We start from the raw sequence: 24,474 nt of genomic DNA on the forward strand, positions 1-24,474 counted from the left end.
GCCCTAAAGTTGATACACAAAAAGCGCTCAAAGAGCCCTTATGGTGTCTCAATTTGTGGGGTTCGCGACCGAGCCAGTCAGCCCCCGACAGTCCTCCATAGAGTTATTTATGGAAAAGTTTACAGAAAGAGATTCATACAAAAAAGCGGCCGAAAAATTTGAACGACTTGGTCTTCTGGGAGTAACCGCTGAAGACCACAGAGAAATAAAAAGTACGCCGCCGGAGGAGTTAGAGAAAAATCCGGGAAAAACTCGGGCAGAGTTGATGTCCGATGAAGAAATAACCCAATGGCTCAAAAAGCAACGAGACCTGATAGAGGAGTTTTCGCAGGAAAAATACAAAGATAATTCCTTTGCGCAAAGTTACTTACCGGATCTTAGAAAAAAATTAGAACTCTCCATTCGGTACTTGAAAGAGATCGGCCGACTTCCTAGGAATTTTGAGGAGGAGAGACCTAGTTAAGAAAATAGAATAAGAAAAAGCGCCAGTTTGCTGACGCGTTGTTTCAAGACAGTTTTTGTAATGTTTTTTCAAGAGCAGCGATGAGTCCATGAGTAAGGGATTCTCGGTGCTCTAACAGATAAGCAGTTTGCTGCGTTTCGTCGAGCATGCAGAAAGATGGATCTGCGATACTTGCGAGTATTTCAAAGAGCTCAGTGAGGGGAGGGTTATCATCTAATGAATAACCGCTCATTGCAAATTTCACGCTCCACGATCCATCGACGTGAAGCATGAGAGCATCCCAGCCGCCAATATCTTCGTTGCTGCAGATGCGGATTGCTTCGTAACCAACCCGTTGAAGTTGAATCGCGGGATCGCCGCCTATTTCCTTAAGTTTCGTGATGATTGCTGCTTTAAGATTCTGGATGCGTTCTTCCGTATGTATCGTCATTTGTAACCTCCCTTGGGAATGTCCCGAAGCCCAGCATAGCAGACAGAGTAAAATTTGCAAATATACTCGGTTGCTGACAAATAGCCAAATCCCAATTTGGGGACTGTGGATATCTCAATCTGGCTGTATGCGGTATTATAGATATTATAGAAGTATTGTATGGAGTTTAAGTCAAAATCAATAATTCTCGTCTCTATCGTTGTTGTGGTTGTTATTGCGGCCGCCGGTTTTTGGTATTGGTCGCAAAAAAAATCCGCGGTTCCGGAAGAACCAGCAGCGGAAGTAAAAGACGGCTTGGGCGCGGAGGTATTTAAAAAAAGTAATAATCCCTTATCCAACGAACTCCCCGAAACAAACCCCTTTAATGTCGACACCAACCCTTTTAGATAGATGAGTCCCGCTAGAGATGAAACCCCATCTTTAATATAGCGTATGATGAGCGATTTATCCCCCCACCTTCCCAGAATACCCTGCAGTTTAGGAAGTCAGACTTCCATTGCTGCGGGGATGAATGGGCGCCGTAGAAGTCCTCCCCGCGGGGTCCAATACCCCGCTAGGAAGGTGGGGGGATTTATTTCAGAACAAAATAAGTGTTAAAATTAGCCCCAAATCTCTAACGGGATGAACACTCTTTTTCAAAAAAACATTTTAATCTCTGGCGCTATCCTGGTTTTTTCTTTGCTCGTCGGCTCTTACATCATTTTTGCCCCGGGGAAGAACGTTTTCGCGCAGAAGTTCACGGAAGAACGCCGTGTCCCTCTTCAATTTGATTTTGTCAGCCAGTGGAATGGGGGCGAAGAGTCGGGGGGAACCGCGATAGATATCGGCAGGGGAAACAACGGAACTATCCGCAAGGGGGTAGCCGTTGCTCCTGGAAGATTTGGGCAGGCATTTAAGTTTAGAGTTGGCTCTTCTATTAGCATGGGCAACCCCGAGAGTTTAAACTTTGGTACCGGCCCATTTTCATTGAATGCCTGGTTTAAGTGGGATGGCGGGGGATCCATAAATAACATCATCAGAAAGTCAAATTATCCGACGAAGGGTCCCGGAGCAGGATATTGGTTGAGAATAGGCACCAGTGAAGGCAAATCAACTTTGGAGTTTTCCGTAGGAGCAACTACCGGTCCCGAGGGTCAAAGTCTCATTACTACACCCGTTAGTTCCGGAGTCTGGCATTATGTTGTAGCCACAAGGGATAGTTCTGACGCTATAAAATTATATGTTGATGGCGAGTCAAAAGGAACTGTCATCCGGAAGGCCTCAAAAGCCGAGACAACGAGCGAGGCACAATTCACGCTCGGGGCATGGGACGACCGATTCGGCAGGAGAGAGTTTTTCTCCGGACTCATAGAAGAGGTTGCGGTATATAATAGAGCCCTGACTTCTTCGGAGGTCCAATCTGCGTACAAAGAATTGCGCCAAATCCTTGCCGCAAAAGATTCTGGTGTACCGTTTCCGGGCAATTGCAATACTAGGTACAGATGTCTGCGGTATTGTGAAGCGCCGGCCAACGCATTGGCGTGCGTTGATTTTGCCGAGGCCGCGGGATTTATCAGCAAGGATGAAGCGCAACAGGCCAGAAAATACATTCCTCTAATCCTTCAAGGAGTAACGCCCGGCAAGTGCGACACCAAAGAACGGTGCGAGGCCTACTGTCAAGATCCGGCTCATACGCTGGAGTGTATGGAATTTGCGGTCAAGTACGAGGTGCTCCCGAAGAATGAGCTTGAAGTATTAAAGAAAATCCTGCCATTCATGAGAGCAGGAAAAATGCCCGGCGGGTGCAGGAGTAAGGCCGAATGCGAAAGCTATTGCACCGATACGGCTCATTTTGAAGAGTGCCTGGATCTTGGTTTGGCGCTTGGAGTCATCAAGCCGGAAGAAGTTGAACTGATCAGAAAATCAGGCGGCAAAGGGCCGGGCAACTGCCGTTCCAAAGAGGCCTGCGAAACTTATTGCACAAAACCCGAAAACCAAAAAGCATGCATGGATTTTGCGGTTAAAATCGGATTGATGACTCAAGAAGAAGTGGATCAGGCCCAAGCAGCCGGAGACGTAAGACAGTGTTTTGAAGAAGCTGATGAGAAGATAGTCTCTTGTTTTGTCACTAATTTGGGAACTGACCTTTTTGAACAAATGAGGGCCGGAAAAATGCCGTACGATATTGCCATCATTGAAAAGATCAGAAAAGCCAAATCCTGCGTGAAGCAGTATTCCGATCAGGCCACGGATGTCTTGGGAGATTTTCTTAAGGCGCTGCCTGCGGCCGATTCCTGTGTTGCGGCGGAATTCGGACCGGACTTTATCGGACGCTTGAGACGAATGGCCGTTCCGTGTTCACAGATGAAGGGCATAAGGGGGAAAATGGAGGCCTGCTTTCTGCAAGGAACCAATGCTTTATTTGAACCGTGCGCCCAAAAAGAATGCGGCCAGGTCCAAAGCTGTATGTTAGAGGTAGCGAAGCCGTTAATGAGCATTGCCAAACGGGTTGAGGCTAGCGATCCGGCAAGGTCCCAAAAGCGGGAACTTCCCAAAGTAATGCAGGACAAACTACTCTCGTGCGGCATAGACCCTAATTTTGATCCCAATACCTGCATAAGCAAGTCAACCTGCACGGAGTTCTTTTCTTGTCTTAATCCAAGCGGAAGTCAACAGCAAGGCGATCAGCCGGGCGAGATGCCCCCGGAACTTAAAACCCGGGTGGATTCCTGCATGAAGGAAATAGTTGATATTAAAATGCGCGAATGCACCAGTAAGCCGACCTGCAGCGAAGTAAACATTTGTCTGAAAGCCCAAATGTCAGAAGGCGCTTCAAAAGGCGATAAAGACATGGGTAAAAAGATTGAGCTCCCGTTGGATGTTGAGTCAAGACTAATGGTTTGTCAACAGGAAGAAATTCAAGCCAAGCTTGATGTTTGTGTCGCTAAGTCATGTTCCGAATTTGACGCCTGTATAAATTCTCTACAAGAGGGCGGCGAGAAACAGGATGGACAGCAGCAGAAGCAGGGCGAGTCGGACCCAAAAATTAAGGCAAAAGTTCAGGCCTGTGTGGATGAAAAAATTAACGCGTGTATTGCCAAACCGTGCGGTGAGTTCACTGCCTGTGTTAGCGCTTTACAAGGAAGCGCAGGCGGTGGGGAGCAACAACAGCAACAACAGCAAGGACAGTCCAACCCCGCTATTGAAGCCAAAATGAAGTCATGCCAATCCAAAGGTGGAAGCGGCGGCGCGCCTCCGGATGGTAGGGGACAGCAGCCTCCTCAAGGATTTCAACCGCCATCAGGCTTTTCCCAGCCTCCGGCGTCATACCCTAGCGGATCATCGTCTGAAATTCCAATAACGCCGGAGCTATGCGCTAACTTCACCAACATTCCAGCTTGCTCCTACGTCGGCTCGCCGGATTCTCAAAACTACCAACTTTGTAAGAAGTGCTACCCGGACAAGTAGTTGCAAAATTGCAGTTTTAACAAAAACAAAACATTGGTCTAATTAGACCAATGTTTTGTTTTTAAGTTCATTTTTATTTCTGCACATGTTATCGTGTAAGTATTTAGTTGAAGGCCCAGCGGTTTGCCAGATGAAATTTTTTGTAAAAGTGAAAACGGGAGCAAAACGGGAACGAGTTGAAAAAATTGACGCGGTTCATTTTGTTGTATCCGTAAAAGAACGCGCCAAAGAGGGCGAGGCCAATCGGGCGGTGGAAAAGGCATTGTCAAAACATTTTGATGTGCCAAAAACAAATGTTAACATTGTGAAAGGCCGCTCCAGTCGCAATAAAATTATTGAGGTCTGATAATAAAACCTTCAGACGCCTGTCCGGGTAGCGCCCCAGCAACCAGTCGCGCCAGCACAATAACGATAGGATTTCGCAAACTAAAATGTCCCGACTAGTCGGGACGTTTTAGTTTGGGGTTGATGCACTTTTTGTATCTTCATTTCTTAACCCTCGGTGCCGCTGTCCCCGGCAAAGGTCTCTACTTTGAAAGTCGGCGTTTTTCCCAGAAACGTATTTCCATCGGCGTCAATATAGGTTGCGGTTACAATTCCCGAGCCCTCGCCGTATTCGGCAATAGCGTCGTCAAGTTTGGCAACGAATACTCCGGCAGGAGTAATGTTTCCAACCTGTCCGATGAGTGTCCACTTAACATTTTCTTTGATGATCTGCGTGGAGCCATCGGACATCACAAGTTTGGCCGTAAAGGTTACTTGGTCCCACTCTTTTAATCCTTCAAGAGTCCGATTTTGAGTGACGATAAGATTTTTTGCGAATATTTTCTGGGTTTTTGTCTCAGGCGATGAAGTCGGTTTTGGAGCCGGCGTAGTTGGCGCTGTAGTTTTTGGTTGCGGCTCGGATTTTTTCTGGATCGCTGTGTCGTATACGACCGGGAAGGTAAATTTAGAAGAGTCAGGCAGTTTCGCGGATTTGGCAGGATCAACTAAGTAGTCCTCCCCGCAGGAATTTTTCAAACTCAACTCCAGTAGTTGTACCGGATCCGTTCCAAGCGGCTGTATTTTCCAGGTGATAGTCTCGTCGGCCTTGGCTTCCTGCCGGGCGCCATTGAGAATTTTGGCATTTTTTACGTTAAGAGTAATCGTCCCCGGCTGGCCCAAGGATTTGGTTTGGATTTCAAAATAGCCGTTCGGAGCCACGGTAAAGGGTTTTAAGGGGGGAGTACCAGATAGGAAAGTATCCTTAAAACTATCTTTTCCTATCATCATAATTAAACTGGGACTTTGCTTCTTGCCGACATAAAATCCTTTGGAGCCCTTCGCCTCCGCTCTTACGAGTCCAGGTCTTAGGCCGCTAGTGGTATATGAGACTTTCTGCCAGCTTTCGATACTGCCAGCGCGGGCATATTTAGCTTGTTTGGGGGTGCTCGTGTCCCGTATCCGTACTTTGATCCAATAATTTTTGGGTTTAGGGATTGTTTTATTTCCCGGGAGGTAGGATGATATATCCCAGGTAAATTTTCCCCCTAACGATGTGTAGTTTGTTCGACCAAAGCTTACGCCAGGCTCGGTATCTTTTGGAGACCAGTCGATAATATCGTCGTTTAGGTAGGCAGGGAAAGGGGTGTACATATCTATGGAATTTTCATTGAGGCTCGGGTTTAGGGATAATGATACAGCAACTATGTTATCGGGACCGGCAATGGAAATTTCCGGAGTAATGTTGAGCACCCCGTAAGGCGAGACCAAATCTATACCCGCGGGCTTGGGCGGAACCGGAGGAGTGCAATTGGCCTGAATAATACCGGATGACTTATCGGAGGTACCTTCTTTTACCAGAAAGGACTTGATTTTAGAGAAAATGGAGAAAACCGCAGCAAATGGTTTTTCTCCGAACCATCCGGCCTGGGCATAGACTGGCGTTATTAGTAAAAGCGAGATAAGTGCGACAGGGGCTAGGATAGAGAATAAAAAAGATTTTTTTATCACGAGTTTGGAAGATTATTACGCAAGAAGTCTCAGGGTCGAGTATATAATAGAATGGAGAAGATTTTCAACGCCAGTTATCCACTTAGTCGCTTTAGATGACTCAAAAACCCGTACAGTATAACTCCTGTGTGTAATGTTTAAGTATGTTATAATAACTATGATGAAGCTAAAACGTATTATTTTAATTGGGATAGGTATCTTTTTCCTTCTTGTTATAGCCGGTGTTATTTACGGAGTAAGCCGTGTTAGCAGTGTTACTGACGGGGAAGGGGCACTCAAAGGAACAAGTCTACCCGAGACTAATCCTTTTGAAATTAAGTCAAACCCCTTTGAGTTTTTTAAAAACCCCTTTGATGATACCTCCAGCATTACCGGGTCGCGTCTTAGGGCACAGGTATCCGCTGGGAAGATTACTTTTTCTATAACGGAGCTCGGAGGGTGTTCCAATCCGGAGGAGTGCCGCGCCTTTTGCAATCAAATTAAAAATCTTGCCATCTGTATTGATTTTGCCGAAAAAAACAGCATGATGTCTTCGGAAGATTTGGCACAGGCGCGCAGATTTGCAAAAGCCGGGGGAGTGGGACCGGGGGGATGCGCCAATAAAAACGATTGCGAAAATTACTGCAGCAACTTAGACCACATTGAAGAGTGCGTGGCCTTTGCGGAAAAATACGGCATTCTTCCAGCAAAAGATCTGCAGGAGGCGCAAAATATCAGACGCTACCTTAAAGAAGGCGGCGTTATGCCCGGCGGATGCAAAAGCAAGGAAAACTGTATGGACTATTGTAAGGCGCCTCTGCACATGAGAATATGTCTTGATTTTGCAGAACGCGCGAATCTTATTCCTCCACAGGAACTTGCCGAGGCGCGCAAAGTTATGCCGTTTTTGGAAAGAGGCGAGACTCCGGGTGGATGTCTTTCCAAAAAGGAGTGTGATTCTTACTGTTCGCAATTAAATAATATGCAGGAGTGTCTTTCCTTTGCGGAAAAAGCAGGAGTTATTCCGGCGGAGGAGCTCTATCTTGCCAAAAAAATATTGCCTTTTATGCTTCGCGGGGAAACCCCCGGCAAGTGTCTGTCACAGAAAGAATGCGAGAGTTATTGCCGCCAGCCACCGCACTTTCGTGAATGTCTTGATTTTGCCGAAAAAGCTGGATTTTTAAACCGTATTGAGCGTATGATGCTAAATCAGGCCGTTAAGTTAATACCGCAGTAGTTAAGCCCGAAGCTATTAAGCTATAACGGTTCATTAATTTTTCGGCACTACTTGTGTATCTTTAAGGCCCTGTGCTCTACATTTTAACTGGATAATTCCGCGCCAGCTCTGCTGCACGGAGCGTCATTATGAATACAGAAGCAAACTATACTTGTCCCATGCATCCCGAAATTATGCGGGATAGTATTGGTATTTGTCCGGACTGCGGGATGAATTTAATTCCGGTAAAGAACAACAAAAAACATAAACTGGCAGAACACGATAAGCACAAAGGGCATTCTACGGAGATGTTTCTTAGAAAATTCTTGGTAAGTTTGATTCTTACCGTACCGGTTGTTCTTTATGCGGACGTTGTTCAGAAAATTTTCGGATGGTCGCCACCCAATTTCCCTGGCTCGGCGTATTTGCCATTGGTTTTGGGTTCAGTTGTTTTTTTCTATGGAGGGTGGGCGTTTTTAATAGGCGCCTATCGCGAGCTCAAAGCCTGGCTTCCTGGCATGATGACGCTTATTGGTATTGCTGTTTCTGCGGCCTATTTTTACAGCGTTTTTTCCGTGATTACTGGTAGGGGACACGACCTTTTTTGGGAACTGACTACTTTGATAACGGTTATGCTTCTTGGTCATTGGTTGGAGATGCGGGCGGTCTCGGGAGCGCAAGGGGCATTACGAGAACTCTCAAAGTTGTTGCCGGACACCGCAGAAATTATTCGTGATGGAAAAACTGAAACAATTCCGCTCTCTGGGCTCCGCGAAGGAGATATGGTTTTTGTCCGCCCCGGCGCACGAATTCCCTCGGACGGAGTTGTGGTTGAGGGAAAATCTGAAGTGAATGAATCCATGGTCACGGGCGAGTCCGCGCCAGTTGCCAAAAACGCCAACAGTGAAGTTATTGCAGGGACTGTAAATGGCGACGGCTCCTTAAAAATTAAAGTGACAAAAGTCGGCGAGCATACTTTTCTTGCCGGGGTAATGCGTTTGGTTAAAGAGGCGCAGGCGTCAAAATCGCGATTGCAAATTCTTTCGGATAAGGCCGCATTTTATCTCACAGTTATAGCTATTGGCACAGGCGGTTTAACTTTTGTGTTGTGGCTTTTTGCAAAAGCGGGTTTTGGATTCGCACTGGAGCGATTAGTGGCGGTTCTCGTAATCGCTTGTCCTCATGCTTTGGGTCTTGCGGTGCCGTTAGTTGCTTCTATTTCTACGACCTTGGCCGCGCGGCATGGTTTTTTGGTAAAACAGCGCTTGTCGCTTGAGGCCGCGCGCAATGTTGATGTTGTGCTTTTTGATAAAACAGGGACTTTAACTCGCGGAGAATATGGCGTAACCGATATTTGGCCGGTCAAAATAAGCGAGGAAGAGCTGCTTCAAGTTGCCGCGTCGGTTGACATGCATTCCGAACACTTCATTTCTAAAGCCATTGTGAAAAAAGCAGAGGATGCTGATATAACAATCGTGGAAGCGCGGGACTTCGTTCGTATTCCCGGAAAAGGAGTAAAAGGAACAGTTAATGGCGGGGTTATTTTTGTCGGCGGGCAAGCGATTTTAGAAGATCTTGATGTTATGCCGCCCGATGAACTCAAAGAAACTGTTGAAGAAGAAAATAAAAAAGGGAAAACTATTATTTATGTAGCGTCGGAGAAAGAACTTCTCGGTATTTTTGCTCTTGCCGACCTCATCAGAAAAGAATCACGCGAGGCGATTCAAGCACTGAAAGCAATAGGCGTAAAAATTGCGATGATCACCGGCGACTCGGAAGGCGTAGCCAAGTGGGTCTCGCAGGAACTTGGCATTGACGAATACTTTGCAAGAGTTTTGCCGCATCAAAAATCGGAAAAAGTAAAACTACTTCAAGGCAAGGGTCAAAAGGTTGCCATGGTAGGGGACGGGATTAACGATGCTCCGGCATTAACACAGGCGGACTTAGGTATTGCGATTGGCGCAGGCACTAATATCGCCATAGAATCAGCCGGCATAATTTTAGTGCGCAACGACCCCCGCGACATTGTAAAAATAATAAAACTTTCGCGTCTTACCTACTCCAAAATGATACAAAATTTATTTTGGGCAACGGGCTACAATGTCGTTGCGCTTCCATTGGCTGCGGGCGTGCTGGCCTCTAAGGGAATTTTATTGCAACCGGCGCTTGCCGCGCTCTTTATGTCACTCTCCACTGTTATTGTTGCGGTAAATGCGGTATTCTTAAGAAAGAGAATTTTATGAATACCAAAATCATTCAATGGGTTTTAAGGGTGGCGGTTGCTGGTGAATTCGTAGGCCATGGCGCTTTTGCCCTGCAAGGCAAGCAAGCTTGGATTGGCTGGATTCAGCAGTTTGGTTTTGCCGACGCTGCTTTGGCTGCAAAATTACTTTTTCTTGTGGGTTTACTGGATTTATTAGTGGCTTTGGTTGTGCTGATTAAGCCGGTGAAAATCGTACTCCTTTGGGCGGTTTTTTGGGGCTTTTGGACCGCGCTTCTGCGCCCTCTGGTTGGTGAACCAATCTGGGACTTTGTTGAGAGGTGGGCCAATTGGGGCGCGCCCTTAGCATTGCTTCTTTTGCTTTGGCCTTCGCCATTTAAACAAGTTAAACAAATATGATGTGGAATTGGGGACAAAATATTATGACAGGCGGATTTGGCGGGTTTTTTACTCTGACTTGGCTGGTATGGCTGGTGGTTGGTATTTTTGCGGCCATCTGGCTTTGGCAGCAGATTACTAAAAAATAGTTCCAACAAACTGACTCTTTTCAGTTGCCAAGAATAGCCACCTGTGGATATCCTGCAGTGACTTTAGTTTAGGCTTGCCCTACTCTTAGTATAGTATTCTAAACTCATTTTTATGAAAAAGTACACCCATTTTTTGGCGGCTGTTTTATTTTTCCTAGTGCTGTTATCGCCCTACTTTTCTTTGGCACAGACATCTTCCGTAGCCGATTTGAACGCCTTAGTGAAGCAGCTGCAGCAGCAAATAGAATTTCTCCAAAAGCAGGTTATTAGTTTGCAGGCCCAAGCGGAAACCTCCAAAAAAGAAGCCGCCACAACCAAGGAAGAACTTAAAACCACCAAGTCAGACTTGGTTGCTACCAAAGAAGAGGTAAAAGCCATTAGAGAGGAACTTCAGTTCACCAAAACACTGGCCCGCGGCTCTTCCGGAGACGAGGTTAAAAAACTCCAGGAGTTTCTCGCCAAAGACAAGGAAATTTACCCGGATGGTTTAATCACGGGCTTTTTTGGTTCCAAAACCGAAGCCGCCGTTAAAAAATGGCAGGAAAAACACAACATTGAATCAGTAGGAATTGTCGGCCCTAAAACACTTGCGCAGATAAATAAACTTTTTGAGACCGGGGCAATTTCTCCTACGGCCGCCCCCGAAGTTCTTCCGGCTGTTGCTTCCTCTGCCGCCACGCCTGCGCAACCAGCCACACCCGCAACGCCTCAAGGTATTGCTGCAACCACCACCGTTCCTGCAACCCCAGCTACCCCGGCTGTTCCGGCCACTACAGCTGTTGCCGCGATTACTCCTTCTGCCGCAACCACTTCGGCAGTTTCTTCGGCTCCAACCACCCCTTCCTATATTACAACTCAAATAGGAATCAGCGCTTACCCTACCTGCGGAGAGAGAGTGCTTAGCGTTCCGGATAAGTATTTAAATATTAATCAAGCTCTGGCTGCGGCCAAACCGGGCGATACCATACGTTTGGGTGCCCAGACTTTTACCGAAACAGAACCAGTCAAATTAAAAAGCGGGATTTGTCTTGAAGGCGCGGGTATTGATAAGACCAACATTGTAGTACCCAGCAGTTGGGGAATACAAATCAATAATGCTTCTTATGTTATTGTGAAGAATTTAACTGTAAAGCAAAGCGGACATCTGAAAAATACGAGTCCGGCAGGCGGAGGAGAGGGCGGTGGAATTTCAGTTCTTTACTCCAACAACGTTAAACTAGAGTGGTGCCGTCTTACCCAAAATGCGGAGATTAACGGCGGGGGGCTGGCTATTGCGGGGAGTAAGAACATTGATGTCTCACGATGTCTTATTGATAATAATTACGCCAAAGATTTCGGAGGCGGAGTATCTTCAGCCTGGTCCACTGTTACTTTTAATAATGTCACCGTTGCTCACAATCGCGCCTCTTACGTCGGCGGTAGTATTGATAGGACAGTGGGCGGTATTTATGTAGTTGGCGGGGATGTAACTGTTAACAGTTCTATTGTTTGGGGTAATTCCGGCCATGATCTATTTTCGCTTCCAGAGTATAAAACAAGCTCCAGAATGGCGGTACTCTACGTTCTTCTCGGCGAGTCCTTTATTGGTCATAGTCTCCTTTTGCAGGATCCTCTATTTATATCCACCACTACTTATAAGCTGACACTGTACTCCCCGGCCATAAATGCCGGCAACCCGGATTCAAACTATAACGATCCGGACGGAACAAGAAACGATTTGGGTATTTACTATTATCCCTTGGCTGCTGTTCCTGTTTCTGCTGCTACTACCGCCGCCACTACTGCCGGAACCGGAACCACTGGGGGGGGAGGAACTGGCACCACGCAGACGACCACCACCACAACCACTACTAGTTCTACGGCCACTACAACTACTTCTACAACAGCCACCTCAACCACGGCTACGACTACTACCACAACCACCGTACCTCTTGCTAATACGGGTGCCTGTAGTTTGGCCAACACCTATTATGTCAATAAAACCGGTGTCAACGATCTTAACCTGTTAAAATCTGTCTGCACCAGCGATGATTACAAATCGCTCCTAAACCAAGCTTGTCAGCAGAACTCTAGTTTTACTGGTCAGGAAGGGGTGATGACTCGCGACGCCAACGGCAATTTAGTTAGTTCAACTTGCGGGCCTTTTGGCTGCGGGACCAGAAAATGCTCACAGCTAGCGGCCTACGACACCAATGTCACTGCCGGCGCATGTTACTTAACCACCGGATCGTTAAGTTTTGTTTATCAGGATCCTGACTCCGGGTCAGGATATGCGAGGCTGAATGTTATTGGCAGCAGTGACTACAATACTGTCAAATCAATTTGCGCCAACAACCGGGATTATTATGATCGTCTAACCACCACTATCTGCACGGATAACCCCAGTGCCTCCGGCATGCAGGAGGCAGTAACTGTTTATGATATGAAGGGAAGTCCTGTTACATCCGGATGCGCCAGTTCGGGCAGCTGTGCAACTCGTTCTTGTCCTCCTCCGTCTACTCCCGGTTCTCAAACGCCGATTGGTCACTGGAAGTTTGACGGAAATGGCAATAACGAAGTTTCCGGGGGGCCAACGGCTGTTACCGTAGGAAGTGCCGTCTTTAATTCCAGCGGAGGCAAATACGGAGGGTATGCGTATCTTCCCTCCACCAGCGACTACGTAAAAATTCCTTATAGCAGCACTTTTGACTTTGCCAGTGCCTTCACGGTTGAATTCTGGTTTCGTCAACGCTCCAACCAAAGCACTACTCAAGATCTGGTTTATAAGGGAACTTCACCCAACAATTATAACTTCAGAGTTTTAAGACGGTTGTGGGATCAATATAACTTCGGAGAGATTATAGCAGGCTATACGAGCGCAACTACCGGCTATTGGACACAAACCAGCAATCCCAACCAACTGGCCCACAACGTTTGGCACCACGTGGTGTTTACCAAGGACTCCTCGCATAGCGTTTATTATCTGGACGGTTCGTTAATCTACTCCAGCCCTGATAGTCCGCAAGCCAAAACACCGGCAAGCGACATTATTGTTGGTAATCCGGCCATAGACACCGATATAGATAACCTTAAAATATATAACCGCGCTTTGAGTTCCAGCGAAGCATCGCAAAATTATGCGGCCGCCACGGCCGGCAGGAAATTAAGCGGCCTTGAAGAACAACTGGCCAATATTGGGGTGTCGCTTTCTAAGATCAGCGAAGAAATTAAAAAGTTACTAAAGAGATAGGCATCCCTGAAAAAGGCAGCACTGTTGGGGTCACCGCGATCTTCACTTCAGCGCCCTTAAGGAGACTGCGCTAAGATGCAATTATATGAATATTAAAATTTCCCCCACAGGGGAAATTTTAGTTAGCGCGGGATGACGGTTTTTCTTTCCTCAAAAAGCAGCTCATATAGACGGCGGTGGAACCAGTGAGGAGCTTGTTCTTTATCCGGTAGGAACTTATTTTGTCTCAAAAAACTTGGATTTTTTATGCTCCGCGTAGTTTCCTGAATAGCCGCAAGGTCTTCTTCGTTGACCGCACTGTCCGCCCAAAATTCGTTGCGTCCCGCATATTTATCGTTATCCCAGATATAATGGTGGCGATAGAAAATTGTTGTTTCTGGATTTCTGTCCGTAGGCAGCCACATATTTACCGACAGCCCCCAAGGATAAAAATTAAAAGCCATATTGGGGAAAATAAACCACCAGAGCGCAAAGACTCGTTTGGCGGCGTCTCGGAATCTTTCCGGAAGCAGTTGTGGATCAAAACCGTACTGTGGGTTTTCGGCAAATACCCACTGTAGCACTGACCACGGGTAAATTTCTGTCCGATACGATTTCATGTCTACGGCCTTGGCAAGCGATCTTCCGTGGATATAAGTTATATGCAGTTCGTCAAGATAGTTGAGTATATGCAGAAACGGACTGCCCGGAACCCTTTCCATCTCTTTTATTTCTCCGGAGCGGCGGAAGCGGTTTAGTGCCAAAAGACCGATAACATTATGCATGTCTTTTATAAAATCCCAAAGTTTGGGCGGCGCCGTAGAAGCATTTACAAAGAAGAACTGATTCCACAGTCCAAGATTCAGTTCATACAGGCCAGCTGACTTTTTCTCATTTGCAGTCATTTTTTCTTCAAGGCCGGTATGACTTGCAAACTCTCCGGTAAGTTTATACTTTCTTCCGTGCTGCGGGCATTCAAAATGAGTTCCACAACCCGAAAAAAGTACGGCTGGAAATCCGGCGTGAGAACAGGTGTTATAGAAACAATGCAGTGTTCCGTAGGAGTCCCGGGTAATAATTAGTTTTCGGTCCCGAGACGGCGCCCAGGAGCCGCGGGCAGCCAGCAATTCGGGGAAGGTTCGCAGATCGGTTTCGGGCGGCGGAATAAATTGCCAGCTTATTTTAAAAATTTCTTGGGTACGTAGGTGAAATTCAGGGTCAAGAAATAGTGCCTTGGGAAGGCCTTGGGCCCGGATGATGTCCTGATCAACAAAAAATTTTCGTGGATCCAAGAAAACCCCTTTTTCAAATAGCCAAGGTGTATTTTATATGTAATCAGCCTCCGCCACAAGTGCCCGAGAGTGGGGATAAAAAAGTATCGGGGTTTGCTTTTTCATGCTAAAATTTTATATATGAATATTTTGCAGAAAATTCATCCAGTTTGGGCACTGCGTCTTGGTCTTGGTTTAATGTATCTTTATTCCGGTTCGGGTTTGTTTTATAACCCGTCTGACTGGTATGGTTTTGCCCCACAGTGGTTTACGGCCCTCGTCACTCCCTTTGTTTCCATTGATACCTATCTCCGAATGCAGGGGGTGGGGGAGTTTATACTCGGACTTCTCTTTCTTGCATGGTTCTCCGGCAAATGGGGCGTAAGGGTTGCCTCGGCAATTGCAACGGTTGAGCTTGCGGCTATTTTGATTTTTGTCGGCGTTGATCTTATTACGTTTCGTGATATCGGCCTTTTGGGGGCGGCTCTGGCCCTTTTAATAATTTCGTTAAAGAGCCCGCCTGGGGAGCAGTTTGTCGCCGAGCATAAAAAGGTATCTTCCATAACCCAAAACCACCCCGATTAGTCGGGATGGTCTTGGGTTATCCACAGCTCCGTTGGCAAACCTTTTTACGATAAAGTAGGATAAAGTTATTATAAATAATGCTTAATTATAATAAATAATATGTTCTATTCCAACATATCAAGGTTTCTTATTGGCTATTTTTTGGTAGCCGTATTTTTGTTAGTTATTTTTGCACCCAGCGTTGATGCCGCAGTTTTGACTCTTAACGAAGCTCACAATGTTGCCGCGCTGTCCCTCAAACTAAACGCTCTTAGAAATCTGCTTGATTTTTTGAAGATGGCGCTTCGTCCGGTAGGCTTGGCCCAAGTCTCATCCGCCTGTACCGCTAGTCTTATTACTCTTTTGGGCGACGGCTGCCACTGGATGTCCACCGACTCCGCGGGTAATGCTGTTTACTGTGACGGCCCCATGACCAAATCTGCCAAAGCCGGAGATACCGTAACTACAACCGGCTGTGGAGCTTATTCAGGAACAGGAACCGGAGGAACAACAACCACCACTACTTCTTCTTGCTCGGCTTCTTTAACCGCCCTTCTTGGAACCGGCTGTCATTATATGTTTAATAATTCGTCCGGCCAAGCGGTTTACTGCGACGGCCCCATGACTAAATCAGCCAAAGAAGGGGATACTGCCACTACCTCCGGATGTTCTTCAACTACAACCACAACTACAACTTCCTCCTGCAGTTCTTCTCTCACTGCCCTTCTTGGAACCGGCTGTCATTATATGTTTAATAATTCGTCCGGCCAAGCGGTTTACTGCGACGGCCCCATGACTAAATCAGCCAAAGAAGGGGATACTGCCACTACCTCCGGATGGCCACCTACCGTTCAACCACCAATGATGTGGAACTTGCTTGGAATGAGAACTCTATTGGTGAGGATCAGTATAAAGTTTGGAGAAGGACCTCCGGGGGCAGTTGGACAGAGCTTAACCCTAAATCAAGGCCATATAACGACGACAGCACTATTTACTATTATGACACCAGTTTTGCTGTCAATACCTCTTATGAATATATGGTCAAGGCCTGTACTTTTTCCGGAAGTTGCGCATCATCTGATTCCAATATTGCGTATGTCACAACTGGCAGTGGGGGTACGACAACTACCAGTAGTTGTAGTTCCTCCTTAACCGCCCTTCTTGGAACCGGCTGTCATTATATGTTTAATAATTCGTCCGGCCAAGCGGTTTACTGCGACGGCCCCATGACTAAATCAGCCAAAGAAGGGGATACTGCCACTACCTCCGGATGTTCTTTAACTACAACTACAACCTCCTCTTGCAGCTCTTCCTTAATAGCGCTTCTTGGCGACGGCTGTCACTACATGTATAACGATTCTGCCGGCAACCAAATTTACTGCGATGGTCCCATGACCAAATCTGCCAAAGCCGGAGATACTGTAACCATACAGGGCTGTTCTTCTTATACAACCACAACAACAACCACAACTACAACTTCCTCCTGCAGCTCTTCTTTAATAGCGCTTCTTGGGACCGGCTGTCATTATATGTATAGCGGGTTGGGAGACGGCAGGGGGCCAATTTATTGCAATACCGAGATGAATAAATCAGCCCGAGAAGGGGATACGGTTACGACGACCGGGTGTTCTTCTTCCACCTCTACCACTCCATCTGGGCAGAAAGAACAGATCTGGAATGTTCTAGGCTTGAGATCTTGGATTAGAACCGATGCCGATGCGACACGGATAGATTCGTTAAAGCAGGCCTGTGCCAATGTGCCCAGTGGGGCTAATGTTTGGCTGCCGGGCTCCGGTGACTCTACAAGTGTTGATTTCGGCATGCCTAGTGCTGATAAGTGCCGTCTTGCTGCAGCTTGCGCCTCCGGTCAATATTTTGATGGAGCTTCGTGCGTCACCACTACAACTACTGGCGGTACTGTGCCAGTTGCTCCTACCAACCTTACTGCCGTGCAATCCCAGGCCGACGCGCTCCTTAACTGGTATGACAATTCAACCAATGAGAATGAATATAAAATTGAAAGAAGAATTACCGGAAGCGCTACCTGGACATATGTTGGAGGCGCCGGAATTGTGTATGGAGGTTCAGGAACGTATAGGGATTATTATCCGCCGGCAGGAAGCTATGATTATAAGGTAAGGGCCTGTAACAGCGCCGGGTGTTCCGAGTCCAATGTAGTGTTGCTCGTTATAAGCCCTACATCCACTGTCGCGCAGTGTTCAGACGGCCGCGATAACGACGGAGACGGACTGATTGATTATCCCTCTGATACCGGATGCTACAGCCGCGATGATAATGATGAAGCTGTGTCACCACCAGTTGGTGGAGGAGTTCCTCTACCCCCATCCGGCCTTACGGCCGTTGTTGCCGCAAATGGCTACGACCTTATTCTTCGCTGGAATGATAATTCAACCAACGAATCCGAATACAAGATTTGGAGACGGCTAGGCACTAGCTGGTCATTTCTCGTATCAATAGGAATTGCTTATGGGGGGACCGTGACCCACACAGACTTGAGTATGCCCGCCGGCTATACGGGTGTAATTGACTATAAAGTACAGGCCTGTAATTCTTCAGGCTGTTCTCCGGACTCCAATACGGCTTCAGTTACTGTAGTAGGCACTCCCCCCCAGCCAACTGGTTGCGACAGCGCTCTTATAGCGCTTCTGGGTCAAGGGTGTCATTATATGTACAATGATTACTCTGCCAATCCGGTTTTTTGCAACGGCAATATGACGATTTCTGCCAAGCGAGGCGACACTGCCATTACTCAAGGATGTCAATATGGCGGCCCGCCGGTTCCCACCACGTTTAGCGTTGACCCTTATAGCACTTACCCGAAAGATCAGGAAAGCGGGGTAAATACCCTTATGCGGATCCGTGTTAACTTCACCAGAGAGATTGATCTTGCTTCAACCATTTCCCAGTTTTTCTCCTTAGCGCTTGCATCGTCTCCCAGCGCCGTGCTAAATGGAACATTCCAATTTTTCGGCAACGGATTTGAGTTTGTCCCAGCTTCACCCCTTAACTCCAACACCACTTACATCTATAAAGTGTTTACAACCCTTAAAGACAAAAGCGGGACCAATCTTTCCGCCCCCCTAACCAGAACTTTTACCACGGTGGGGGGGGTTAGCGCGAATGCGACCATTGAAGGAACAGTACTGGACGCCGCAGACAAAATATTATCCGGAGTGTCAATAAATGTCTACAAAGAAAACTTTACGTCCAATATCTCAGCCGTAAGCGCTGCGGACGGCTCGTTCCGGGTGATTGTATCCGCGGGAAATTATTGGATTGAGGCTTATCCCCCTTCGGGAAGAGCCGACCTACTGCGTCCTAACCCGATAAAAGTTTCGGTTGTTTCGGGCGCGATAGAGAAAGTAACGGTTAAATTTAACACCGTAAGCACGGCCGCGAAAGCCGTTACCGGCAGTGTAAAGTTTAGCAGTGGTGGCGCTGTTACTGATGCCGAGGTGGGCGCTTTTTCTCTGGAAACTTATCAGTGGGTTAGCACCTCGCCAGACGCTACTGGCAACTACACGCTTAGGGTGACAGGCGGCAAATGGACAGTAGGAGTTCGTCCCAAAAATCCGGCAACTGCCAGCTGGTCGTATTCCGGCCCGTTCCCAGAAGTTTCTTTTACTAAAGACAGTGCGTCTGATTTGCAAATTGTTAATTTTCTCATTCCCTCGGCCGATGCCACCCTAAATGTTAAGACTGTTGATGCGCAGGATAAGCCCCTGTCTGGAGTAGGAGTAGTTGTGGATACGATTAGCGCTGGAGGCAGCGAGAGTTCTTCTATCGTTGAGAACCGTTCTTCGCCCAAGTTTCGCACCAGCGATGCCAACGGAGTTGCTAAATTTAATTTAGTTTCGGGAAGGTATCATGTTCGCGGCTTTCTTCCTTCGGAAAAAGGATACCTGAATTCCCCGGAGCAGGAAGTAACGGCAGTGGGAAGCAAGATTGTTGAAATCAGTATGGTATTTTTGAAACGCAATGCCGTGATTACTATTCCCTTCAAGGGCATAATAAAGCTTGAAGACGGCATACCCACTGATGCGTTTATCTGGGCTTGGTCAGAAAAAGGAGGATACTTGTCAACCTTTTCAGCGGCATCTGGCCTCTTTGAATTTAAAGTAGGCCAGAATGAGCGCTGGCACATTGGCGCAGGCAAAGTGGTTAACAACATCCCATATAAGGCTCCAGAAGTGGTTGTTGACGTAAAAGAAGTAGGTGTGAATGTGGAGTTGATTTTGGTGAAATTGGATAAAGATGCCCTGCCTCCTCCGGTGGTGATAAAAGAATCCACCACCAAACAAATCGTGGCTCAGACCGAAGATGGCGCTAAAGCCGTTGTTCCTCCGAATGCCGCAGGGTCAAGCGGTAATATAAGCGTGGAAGTCAAACCCACGGTAGAGGCACCTTCACAGGCGGCAGCGCAGGTGGTAGGCACGGTTTATGATGTTTCCATCCGTGATTCGGCAGGAAAAGATATTACCACTCTTAATTCCGATGTAGAGATTATAATTCCTTATGACGAGGCCGAGCTTAAATCCAAAGGGGTTGACGAGGATGGAGTTATACCAAGTTTCTTTGATGAGAAAACAGGCACTTGGGTAAAAGTTGATAACTACACTATTGATAAAGAGAAAAACATCGTTATATTGCGGGTAAAGCACTTGACGCGCTTCAGTCTGGTTGCCCCTGCGGATACTACTCCTCCTGCTCCTCCAACCAAAGCCGTAGCTTCTGCTCTGGGAGAAGGAAAGGTGAAAGTAAGCTGGCAGAATCCCGTTTCCGATTTTGCTTACGCCAAAGTATACCGGAGCGACAAACTGGGCGAGCTTGGCAAGCTCGTTGCGCCGCAGCTGAAAGGCAGTCAATATATTGACGGTTCAATAGCCGATGGCGTGACTTACTACTATGCCGTACGCTCGGTTGATCCGGCAGGGAATGAATCCAATAACCAAGATCAGGTAAATGTTAAGGCCATAGGGACGTCAGCCCAAGTGTCAGCGCCCGTAAAGCCGGCTTCCGCCGCAGTATCGGTAAAAAAAGGCGGACTCTCGCGAAACCTAAGTCAGGGTGCAAAGGGTGATGATGTAAAAACACTGCAGGAATTGTTAATCAAAGAAGGATTTTTGTCCGCGGGTTCCTCAACCGGATTCTTTGGTAACCTGACTAAACAAGCGGTAATACGTTTTCAGGAAAAATACGCCTCCGAAGTTCTTACTCCGGTAGGACTTACCAAGGGTTCAGGATTTGTAGGAACAGGAACGCGAAAGAAAATCAACGAGCTGCTTGCAAAATAAACAAAATCCCCGCCGAACGGCGGGGATTTTGTTTATAAAGAGTTTGGAGATGACCCCAAAGAAATTAGGCAGCAACGTTTCCCCACAAAGTTATAAAGATGGATTTCATCATGGTGGCGTAAGGACGATCGGTAATAAGCATACCCCGCACTGGTTTCTCAAACGGAATAATACCCACCGAATTACCAAAGATAAAAACATAACCCGGAAAGTTGAAGGATTCGGGAAGGATTCTGTTTTCGTGCAGCTTAATGCCGGAGTCGCTTTTCTCGTCATCAGGAAAACGGAGAGAATTGAGAAAAATACCCCTTTCTCGTCTTCGTTCCCCAAAACCATATTTTCCACCGATAAGCTCCAGCAGTTTTTTAGTTGATCCGATTGATTGTATCAGCTTTTCTTTAGACCTTAGGGCTTCTTCGGTCATGCTTCTTACTGCATCCTGTCCTTCAAAAAAGCGGATGTGGGGAGTGGTGGGAAGTCTGCGCAGTTCTTTCTCCAGTTCCGGTATTAGTCTTTCTGCTAAAATGGCTTGACGTTCAAAAAAGGTTTTAAGCTTGGTCGGGTGTTCAGCCACAAATCGTCTTACCCCTCGCTCTTGGTAGGAACTCACCAGCCCCATAGAAATCAAATTCTCCAGGATATGATAGGCGCTGGTCCGTTTAATTCCGGCTCTACGCGCAATATGGCCGGCCGGAGCGTCAGCCAAACTCAAGAGGGCCCTGTACAGAGCTTCTGTTTTTTTATCTAAACCAAGAGGTTGCAATAGTATTTTTCGCATAAGTGACGATTACTTTCGTCAACTCTATCTTAGCACACCCCACCAGAAATTACAAGCATCTAAGCCAAATTATAGAGGAAAGGTTTTTGTCAGGCATATTATGCCCTGATTTTATGACAATATTATGTCAATAATATACAGTGAAGGTGCGGAATGGTTCCGTGGCTGTTCTTTGAGAAAGGAGATCAAGATGGCGGAGAACAAGGTTTATAGAGTAGTGTGTCAGAAGTGGCTGGAATCTGAACGAGGTTGGGGTACACGTCCTGATGGGTACTCACTGCATCTCACCGATAAGGAAAGAGAGCAATTTATTAAGGAATATTGGGATCGGATGCCTGATCAGGCCCCTGACGAGTATTCTCGAGATGACGGTGATCCGTATGTGTGTGAGGTAAGCGAAGCAATTTTTAAGAAAATTAAGGAAAGTAGGAACGGAATCCGTTGTTGGGGGACAGCCCCTTATCCGGGGGGAACTGATGGGTGGATCCCGCTTCCGTCTACATCTACAAAATTAGATCGGGCCACAATAGAAGATCTTAATAAAAAAACAACCGGCCGTCATGGTCTAAAATAAGCGGGTTGCCAGTGGAGAACTACAAAGTTATATATTACGACAAACCCATCAGTGAAGGACGGTTTGGTCGTATAATAGAAGGTGAAAAGTTAAGCGTACCCTTTAAGGCATCCGATTTCAACTATCTGGCAAAGGCAGCTGAAATATTAGCTGAAATAGCAACTAGAAAGAAAATTCACTTCCATGATGTGTTGGTAGAAGAAGATGGTGAATATCCTCATGGTCGTGGATGGTCTGGATTAGTTGACGTGGGCACGCAGGATGCAATTAACGTACTATTGAAGAAGATTTCTGCTTTAGCTATCAGTTGACCCCGCTAGAGACTACTTAAAAACGGAGGTAAACAGTGAATCGTCACGAATTTTTCCAGAAACTCAATGGTGTGGTTAAGCAGCAGGATGACGGCACTAAAATTTCTTGGGCCTACTGGTTGGCTAAATCTACACATCGTACACAATTGCGTATTAACGGTGAAAGATATTTTGAACATTGCCGTAGGGTAGCCTTAAACCTTGTGCATTATGGGCCAACGGACGCGGATGAAATTATAACGGCACTTTTGCACGATTGTCTGGAGGATGGATTTTTACCGCAGGATTTCATCAAAGCTCTTTTTGGAGACTTTATCGCTAAAGGCGTGGAGGTCTTGAGTAAGTATCGGCCCAGGTTCAATGGAGCAGGTATAATTACAGAAAAAATAAGAATAAGCGACGATGATTATTACCGGGATATTTCCTGCGCTCCGTCTTGGATACGACGAATCAAACTTGCTGACCGTCTGGATAACATAAGAGATTTGGGGGTTCGTACTCCGGAACGACGACAACAATACATCCAAGAAACGAAAACATATCTCATGCCTCTGGCGCGTATAACTGATGAGCGATTCCTTAAGGCACTGGAAGAACGCTGTGAAATTCATGCCGGTAAAGTTTAAGGGGCTATTCTGCTTGAGCAGCCCCTTTTTGATTCATAAATTTTTGCTTGACTTTTCATGTTGGTTATGCTATCATATAATTAAAGTTCGGGGATACGGCATAGTGCCGTTTTCCTTTTGAAATCAAACATAAGAGAAAGAAAGGAGTAAGACAGTGGAATTCAAGTATCCCACATCAAGGCAGTTCCCCTTTGACGAGGTGTGCGAGAAGATCGTGCACGCTCTCGAGGTGAGAAACTGGAAAGTTCCGGGCATCAAGATTGAGTTCAACCAGTGGGGGACCGGCGAGGAGAAGTATCGCTTCGTATCAGTGATCGAAGGAGCGAACTTCCAACTCCAGTTCAGTCTCATCAGAATCGAGAGCGTTTCCCAGATCAACATTCCGGGGATGGAGCTCAACGTCTATTCCGACGAATCAGGTCCTGGCTTCTATCTCTACGTCGGCGACGACTGGAATCGTGATCGTAAGATGTTCGAGCTGGGCAGCAAGTGCAACAGTAAGCTAAGGGGTGAGCCGCGGATTTACCTTAGGTATGAAGGTATCTGTCATTGCGATAACACGATGAACCTCCCGCAGAGCCTCCCGCACCTTCATCGGGGCAAGCGGTCACCACTGCTCAGGCACACGAACGACCTGGATCGTGAGTACGATCCGGTCGGTCACGAACCGAAGGAGTTCGTGACAAGCGAGATTTTTACCAAGTTCACCGACTGGCTTTCGGAAAATGTGCTTCGAGTCATCGAAGTGCAACCTCTGCCCGAGAGACGGATCGACATCTTCCACGAGGAAGTGATTCCGTTTCCGGTTTCGATCGGCCCGCTCTTCACGTTCGGAACACTGGACGAGGTTGAGCGGATCACACAGGGCAAGCAGGATCCAAGCAAGCTCGAGCCAAGGCGCCGTTACGGGCTCCGGGGAAATGAGTTCGGAGTGGGAGAAGTGACGCAACACACTCCGATCGATGCCCTGCGGATTCCGGGGTATTACCGGCGCACTGGCAGTTTTTCGTACAACGAGGAGTTCGTGATCCGTGTGGCGCCGAGGTCAGCCAATCATATCTTCGTCGTTGATCACGGAGCTTTCGAGAGAGCGGCGGAGAAAACCCTTTCTCGGCATCACAGGGGGTATTGGGTGACAGACAAGGATTTGGACGGGTGGAGGCAGGCCAAGCAGCACACGCGAATCCCGATCGCACAGTATGACGGCAAGTTCAAGCAGCCGGTCGTCCTGATCGATCGGGAACTCTCCTTCGACGAGGTCGAGGTCGTGAGCGGTCCCCACAAGGATCGTTCCGCCTGATCCCCAAGTAGTACAAAGGGGGTGTGCGTGAGGCAACTTGCGTACACCCTGTTTTTTTCGGCGCAACGAACTTTACTATTTATCCCCCCACCCTCCCAGAATACCCCGCAGCTTGCTGCGGGGATGAATGGGCGCCGTAGAAATCCTTCCCGCGGGGTCCACTACCCCGCTGGGAAGGTGGGGGGATTTATTCAAACCTTTAAGTGTGCTATAGTAATAGTGTATACAATACACTATATTTGCGTTATACTA

The 24,474-nt window shown here is 47.2% G+C and carries 19 protein-coding genes; 15 read left to right on the plus strand and 4 right to left on the minus strand.

Annotation, left to right across the window (positions count from 1 at the left end; translation table 11 throughout):
* The first annotated feature begins 109 nt into the window (after nt 1–109).
* Nucleotides 110–463, plus strand: a complete 354-nt coding sequence (locus HYW89_04210; protein ID QQG45173.1) for a hypothetical protein — start codon at nt 110–112, stop codon at nt 461–463.
* A gap of 43 nt (nt 464–506) precedes the next feature.
* On the opposite strand, the gene HYW89_04215 is transcribed toward HYW89_04210, so the two are convergent.
* A complete protein-coding gene (locus HYW89_04215; GenBank protein ID QQG45174.1) occupies nt 507–893 on the minus strand; it encodes a hypothetical protein in 387 nt (128 codons plus the stop codon).
* 159 nt (nt 894–1,052) lie between these two features.
* Between HYW89_04215 and HYW89_04220 the strand changes: the two genes are divergently transcribed.
* The 3 genes from HYW89_04220 (at nt 1,053) to HYW89_04230 (ending at nt 4,686) form a co-directional block, all read left to right on the plus strand.
* A complete protein-coding gene (locus tag HYW89_04220; GenBank protein QQG45175.1) occupies nt 1,053–1,283 on the plus strand; it encodes a hypothetical protein in 231 nt (76 codons plus the stop codon).
* A 231-nt stretch (nt 1,284–1,514) separates the two neighbouring features.
* On the plus strand, nt 1,515–4,340 hold the full coding sequence (locus tag HYW89_04225) for a LamG domain-containing protein (GenBank protein ID QQG45176.1): 2,826 nt from the start codon (nt 1,515–1,517) through the stop codon (nt 4,338–4,340).
* A 130-nt stretch (nt 4,341–4,470) separates the two neighbouring features.
* Nucleotides 4,471–4,686 carry a DUF167 domain-containing protein gene (locus HYW89_04230; GenBank protein ID QQG45177.1) on the plus strand — a complete coding sequence of 72 codons (216 nt, stop codon included), beginning with the start codon at nt 4,471–4,473 and terminating at the stop codon, nt 4,684–4,686.
* A gap of 146 nt (nt 4,687–4,832) precedes the next feature.
* On the opposite strand, the gene HYW89_04235 is transcribed toward HYW89_04230, so the two are convergent.
* Nucleotides 4,833–6,332 carry a hypothetical protein gene (locus HYW89_04235; GenBank protein QQG45178.1) on the minus strand — a complete coding sequence of 500 codons (1,500 nt, stop codon included), beginning with the start codon at nt 6,330–6,332 and terminating at the stop codon, nt 4,833–4,835.
* 157 nt (nt 6,333–6,489) lie between these two features.
* Here HYW89_04235 and HYW89_04240 point away from each other — a divergent pair, with 157 nt between their 5' ends.
* From HYW89_04240 to HYW89_04255, 4 genes are all read left to right on the plus strand, one after another.
* Nucleotides 6,490–7,548, plus strand: a complete 1,059-nt coding sequence (locus tag HYW89_04240; protein QQG45179.1) for a hypothetical protein — start codon at nt 6,490–6,492, stop codon at nt 7,546–7,548.
* A gap of 158 nt (nt 7,549–7,706) precedes the next feature.
* Nucleotides 7,707–9,770, plus strand: coding sequence for a heavy metal translocating P-type ATPase (locus HYW89_04245; GenBank protein ID QQG45774.1), 2,064 nt, complete (start codon nt 7,707–7,709; stop codon nt 9,768–9,770).
* Entirely contained in the window at nt 9,767–10,147 is a 381-nt protein-coding gene (locus HYW89_04250) for a hypothetical protein (GenBank protein ID QQG45180.1), read from the plus strand. The genes HYW89_04245 and HYW89_04250 overlap by 4 nt, the downstream gene beginning before the upstream one ends.
* A 240-nt stretch (nt 10,148–10,387) precedes the next feature.
* Nucleotides 10,388–13,504 carry a peptidoglycan-binding protein gene (locus HYW89_04255; protein QQG45181.1) on the plus strand — a complete coding sequence of 1,039 codons (3,117 nt, stop codon included), beginning with the start codon at nt 10,388–10,390 and terminating at the stop codon, nt 13,502–13,504.
* A gap of 122 nt (nt 13,505–13,626) precedes the next feature.
* Here the strand turns inward: HYW89_04255 and HYW89_04260 are convergent, their stop codons facing one another.
* Nucleotides 13,627–14,775 (minus strand): Rieske 2Fe-2S domain-containing protein, encoded by a 1,149-nt coding sequence (locus tag HYW89_04260; protein QQG45182.1) that lies wholly within the window; start codon nt 14,773–14,775, stop codon nt 13,627–13,629.
* Nucleotides 14,776–14,895: 120 nt separating this feature from the next.
* On the opposite strand from HYW89_04260, the gene HYW89_04265 reads away from it, so the two are divergent.
* The 3 genes from HYW89_04265 (at nt 14,896) to HYW89_04275 (ending at nt 20,633) form a co-directional block, all read left to right on the plus strand.
* A complete protein-coding gene (locus HYW89_04265; GenBank protein ID QQG45183.1) occupies nt 14,896–15,339 on the plus strand; it encodes a hypothetical protein in 444 nt (147 codons plus the stop codon).
* Nucleotides 15,340–15,438: 99 nt separating this feature from the next.
* Nucleotides 15,439–16,470, plus strand: coding sequence for a hypothetical protein (locus HYW89_04270; GenBank protein QQG45184.1), 1,032 nt, complete (start codon nt 15,439–15,441; stop codon nt 16,468–16,470).
* A 29-nt stretch (nt 16,471–16,499) separates the two neighbouring features.
* On the plus strand, nt 16,500–20,633 hold the full coding sequence (locus HYW89_04275; GenBank protein ID QQG45185.1) for an Ig-like domain-containing protein: 4,134 nt from the start codon (nt 16,500–16,502) through the stop codon (nt 20,631–20,633).
* A gap of 64 nt (nt 20,634–20,697) precedes the next feature.
* Here the strand turns inward: HYW89_04275 and HYW89_04280 are convergent, their stop codons facing one another.
* Nucleotides 20,698–21,411, minus strand: coding sequence for a hypothetical protein (locus tag HYW89_04280; protein QQG45186.1), 714 nt, complete (start codon nt 21,409–21,411; stop codon nt 20,698–20,700).
* Nucleotides 21,412–21,601: 190 nt separating this feature from the next.
* Here HYW89_04280 and HYW89_04285 point away from each other — a divergent pair, with 190 nt between their 5' ends.
* From HYW89_04285 to HYW89_04300, 4 genes are all read left to right on the plus strand, one after another.
* Complete coding sequence (locus HYW89_04285) at nt 21,602–21,985, plus strand: hypothetical protein (protein ID QQG45187.1); 384 nt, start codon at nt 21,602–21,604, stop codon at nt 21,983–21,985.
* An 11-nt stretch (nt 21,986–21,996) separates the two neighbouring features.
* Complete coding sequence (locus HYW89_04290; protein ID QQG45188.1) at nt 21,997–22,296, plus strand: hypothetical protein; 300 nt, start codon at nt 21,997–21,999, stop codon at nt 22,294–22,296.
* Between the two features lie 35 nt (nt 22,297–22,331).
* Nucleotides 22,332–22,922, plus strand: coding sequence for a bifunctional (p)ppGpp synthetase/guanosine-3',5'-bis(diphosphate) 3'-pyrophosphohydrolase (locus tag HYW89_04295; protein QQG45189.1), 591 nt, complete (start codon nt 22,332–22,334; stop codon nt 22,920–22,922).
* Nucleotides 22,923–23,076: 154 nt separating this feature from the next.
* Nucleotides 23,077–24,222, plus strand: a complete 1,146-nt coding sequence (locus tag HYW89_04300) for a hypothetical protein (protein QQG45190.1) — start codon at nt 23,077–23,079, stop codon at nt 24,220–24,222.
* Nucleotides 24,223–24,474: the final 252 nt, after the last annotated feature.

The organism is Candidatus Sungiibacteriota bacterium, assembly GCA_016432465.1.
GTDB lineage: Bacteria > Patescibacteriota > Minisyncoccia > Sungbacterales > HO2-52-23.

Coding starts and splice junctions, on each gene's coding strand:
- HYW89_04210 (QQG45173.1), top strand. CDS start 110: ATGGAAAAGTTTACAGAAAGAGATTCATACAAAAAAGCGGCCGAAAAA.
- HYW89_04215 (QQG45174.1), bottom strand. CDS start 893: ATGACGATACATACGGAAGAACGCATCCAGAATCTTAAAGCAGCAATC.
- HYW89_04220 (QQG45175.1), top strand. CDS start 1,053: ATGGAGTTTAAGTCAAAATCAATAATTCTCGTCTCTATCGTTGTTGTG.
- HYW89_04225 (QQG45176.1), top strand. CDS start 1,515: ATGAACACTCTTTTTCAAAAAAACATTTTAATCTCTGGCGCTATCCTG.
- HYW89_04230 (QQG45177.1), top strand. CDS start 4,471: ATGAAATTTTTTGTAAAAGTGAAAACGGGAGCAAAACGGGAACGAGTT.
- HYW89_04240 (QQG45179.1), top strand. CDS start 6,490: ATGATGAAGCTAAAACGTATTATTTTAATTGGGATAGGTATCTTTTTC.
- HYW89_04245 (QQG45774.1), top strand. CDS start 7,707: ATGCATCCCGAAATTATGCGGGATAGTATTGGTATTTGTCCGGACTGC.
- HYW89_04250 (QQG45180.1), top strand. CDS start 9,767: ATGAATACCAAAATCATTCAATGGGTTTTAAGGGTGGCGGTTGCTGGT.
- HYW89_04255 (QQG45181.1), top strand. CDS start 10,388: ATGAAAAAGTACACCCATTTTTTGGCGGCTGTTTTATTTTTCCTAGTG.
- HYW89_04265 (QQG45183.1), top strand. CDS start 14,896: ATGAATATTTTGCAGAAAATTCATCCAGTTTGGGCACTGCGTCTTGGT.
- HYW89_04270 (QQG45184.1), top strand. CDS start 15,439: ATGTTCTATTCCAACATATCAAGGTTTCTTATTGGCTATTTTTTGGTA.
- HYW89_04275 (QQG45185.1), top strand. CDS start 16,500: ATGTTTAATAATTCGTCCGGCCAAGCGGTTTACTGCGACGGCCCCATG.
- HYW89_04280 (QQG45186.1), bottom strand. CDS start 21,411: ATGCGAAAAATACTATTGCAACCTCTTGGTTTAGATAAAAAAACAGAA.
- HYW89_04285 (QQG45187.1), top strand. CDS start 21,602: ATGGCGGAGAACAAGGTTTATAGAGTAGTGTGTCAGAAGTGGCTGGAA.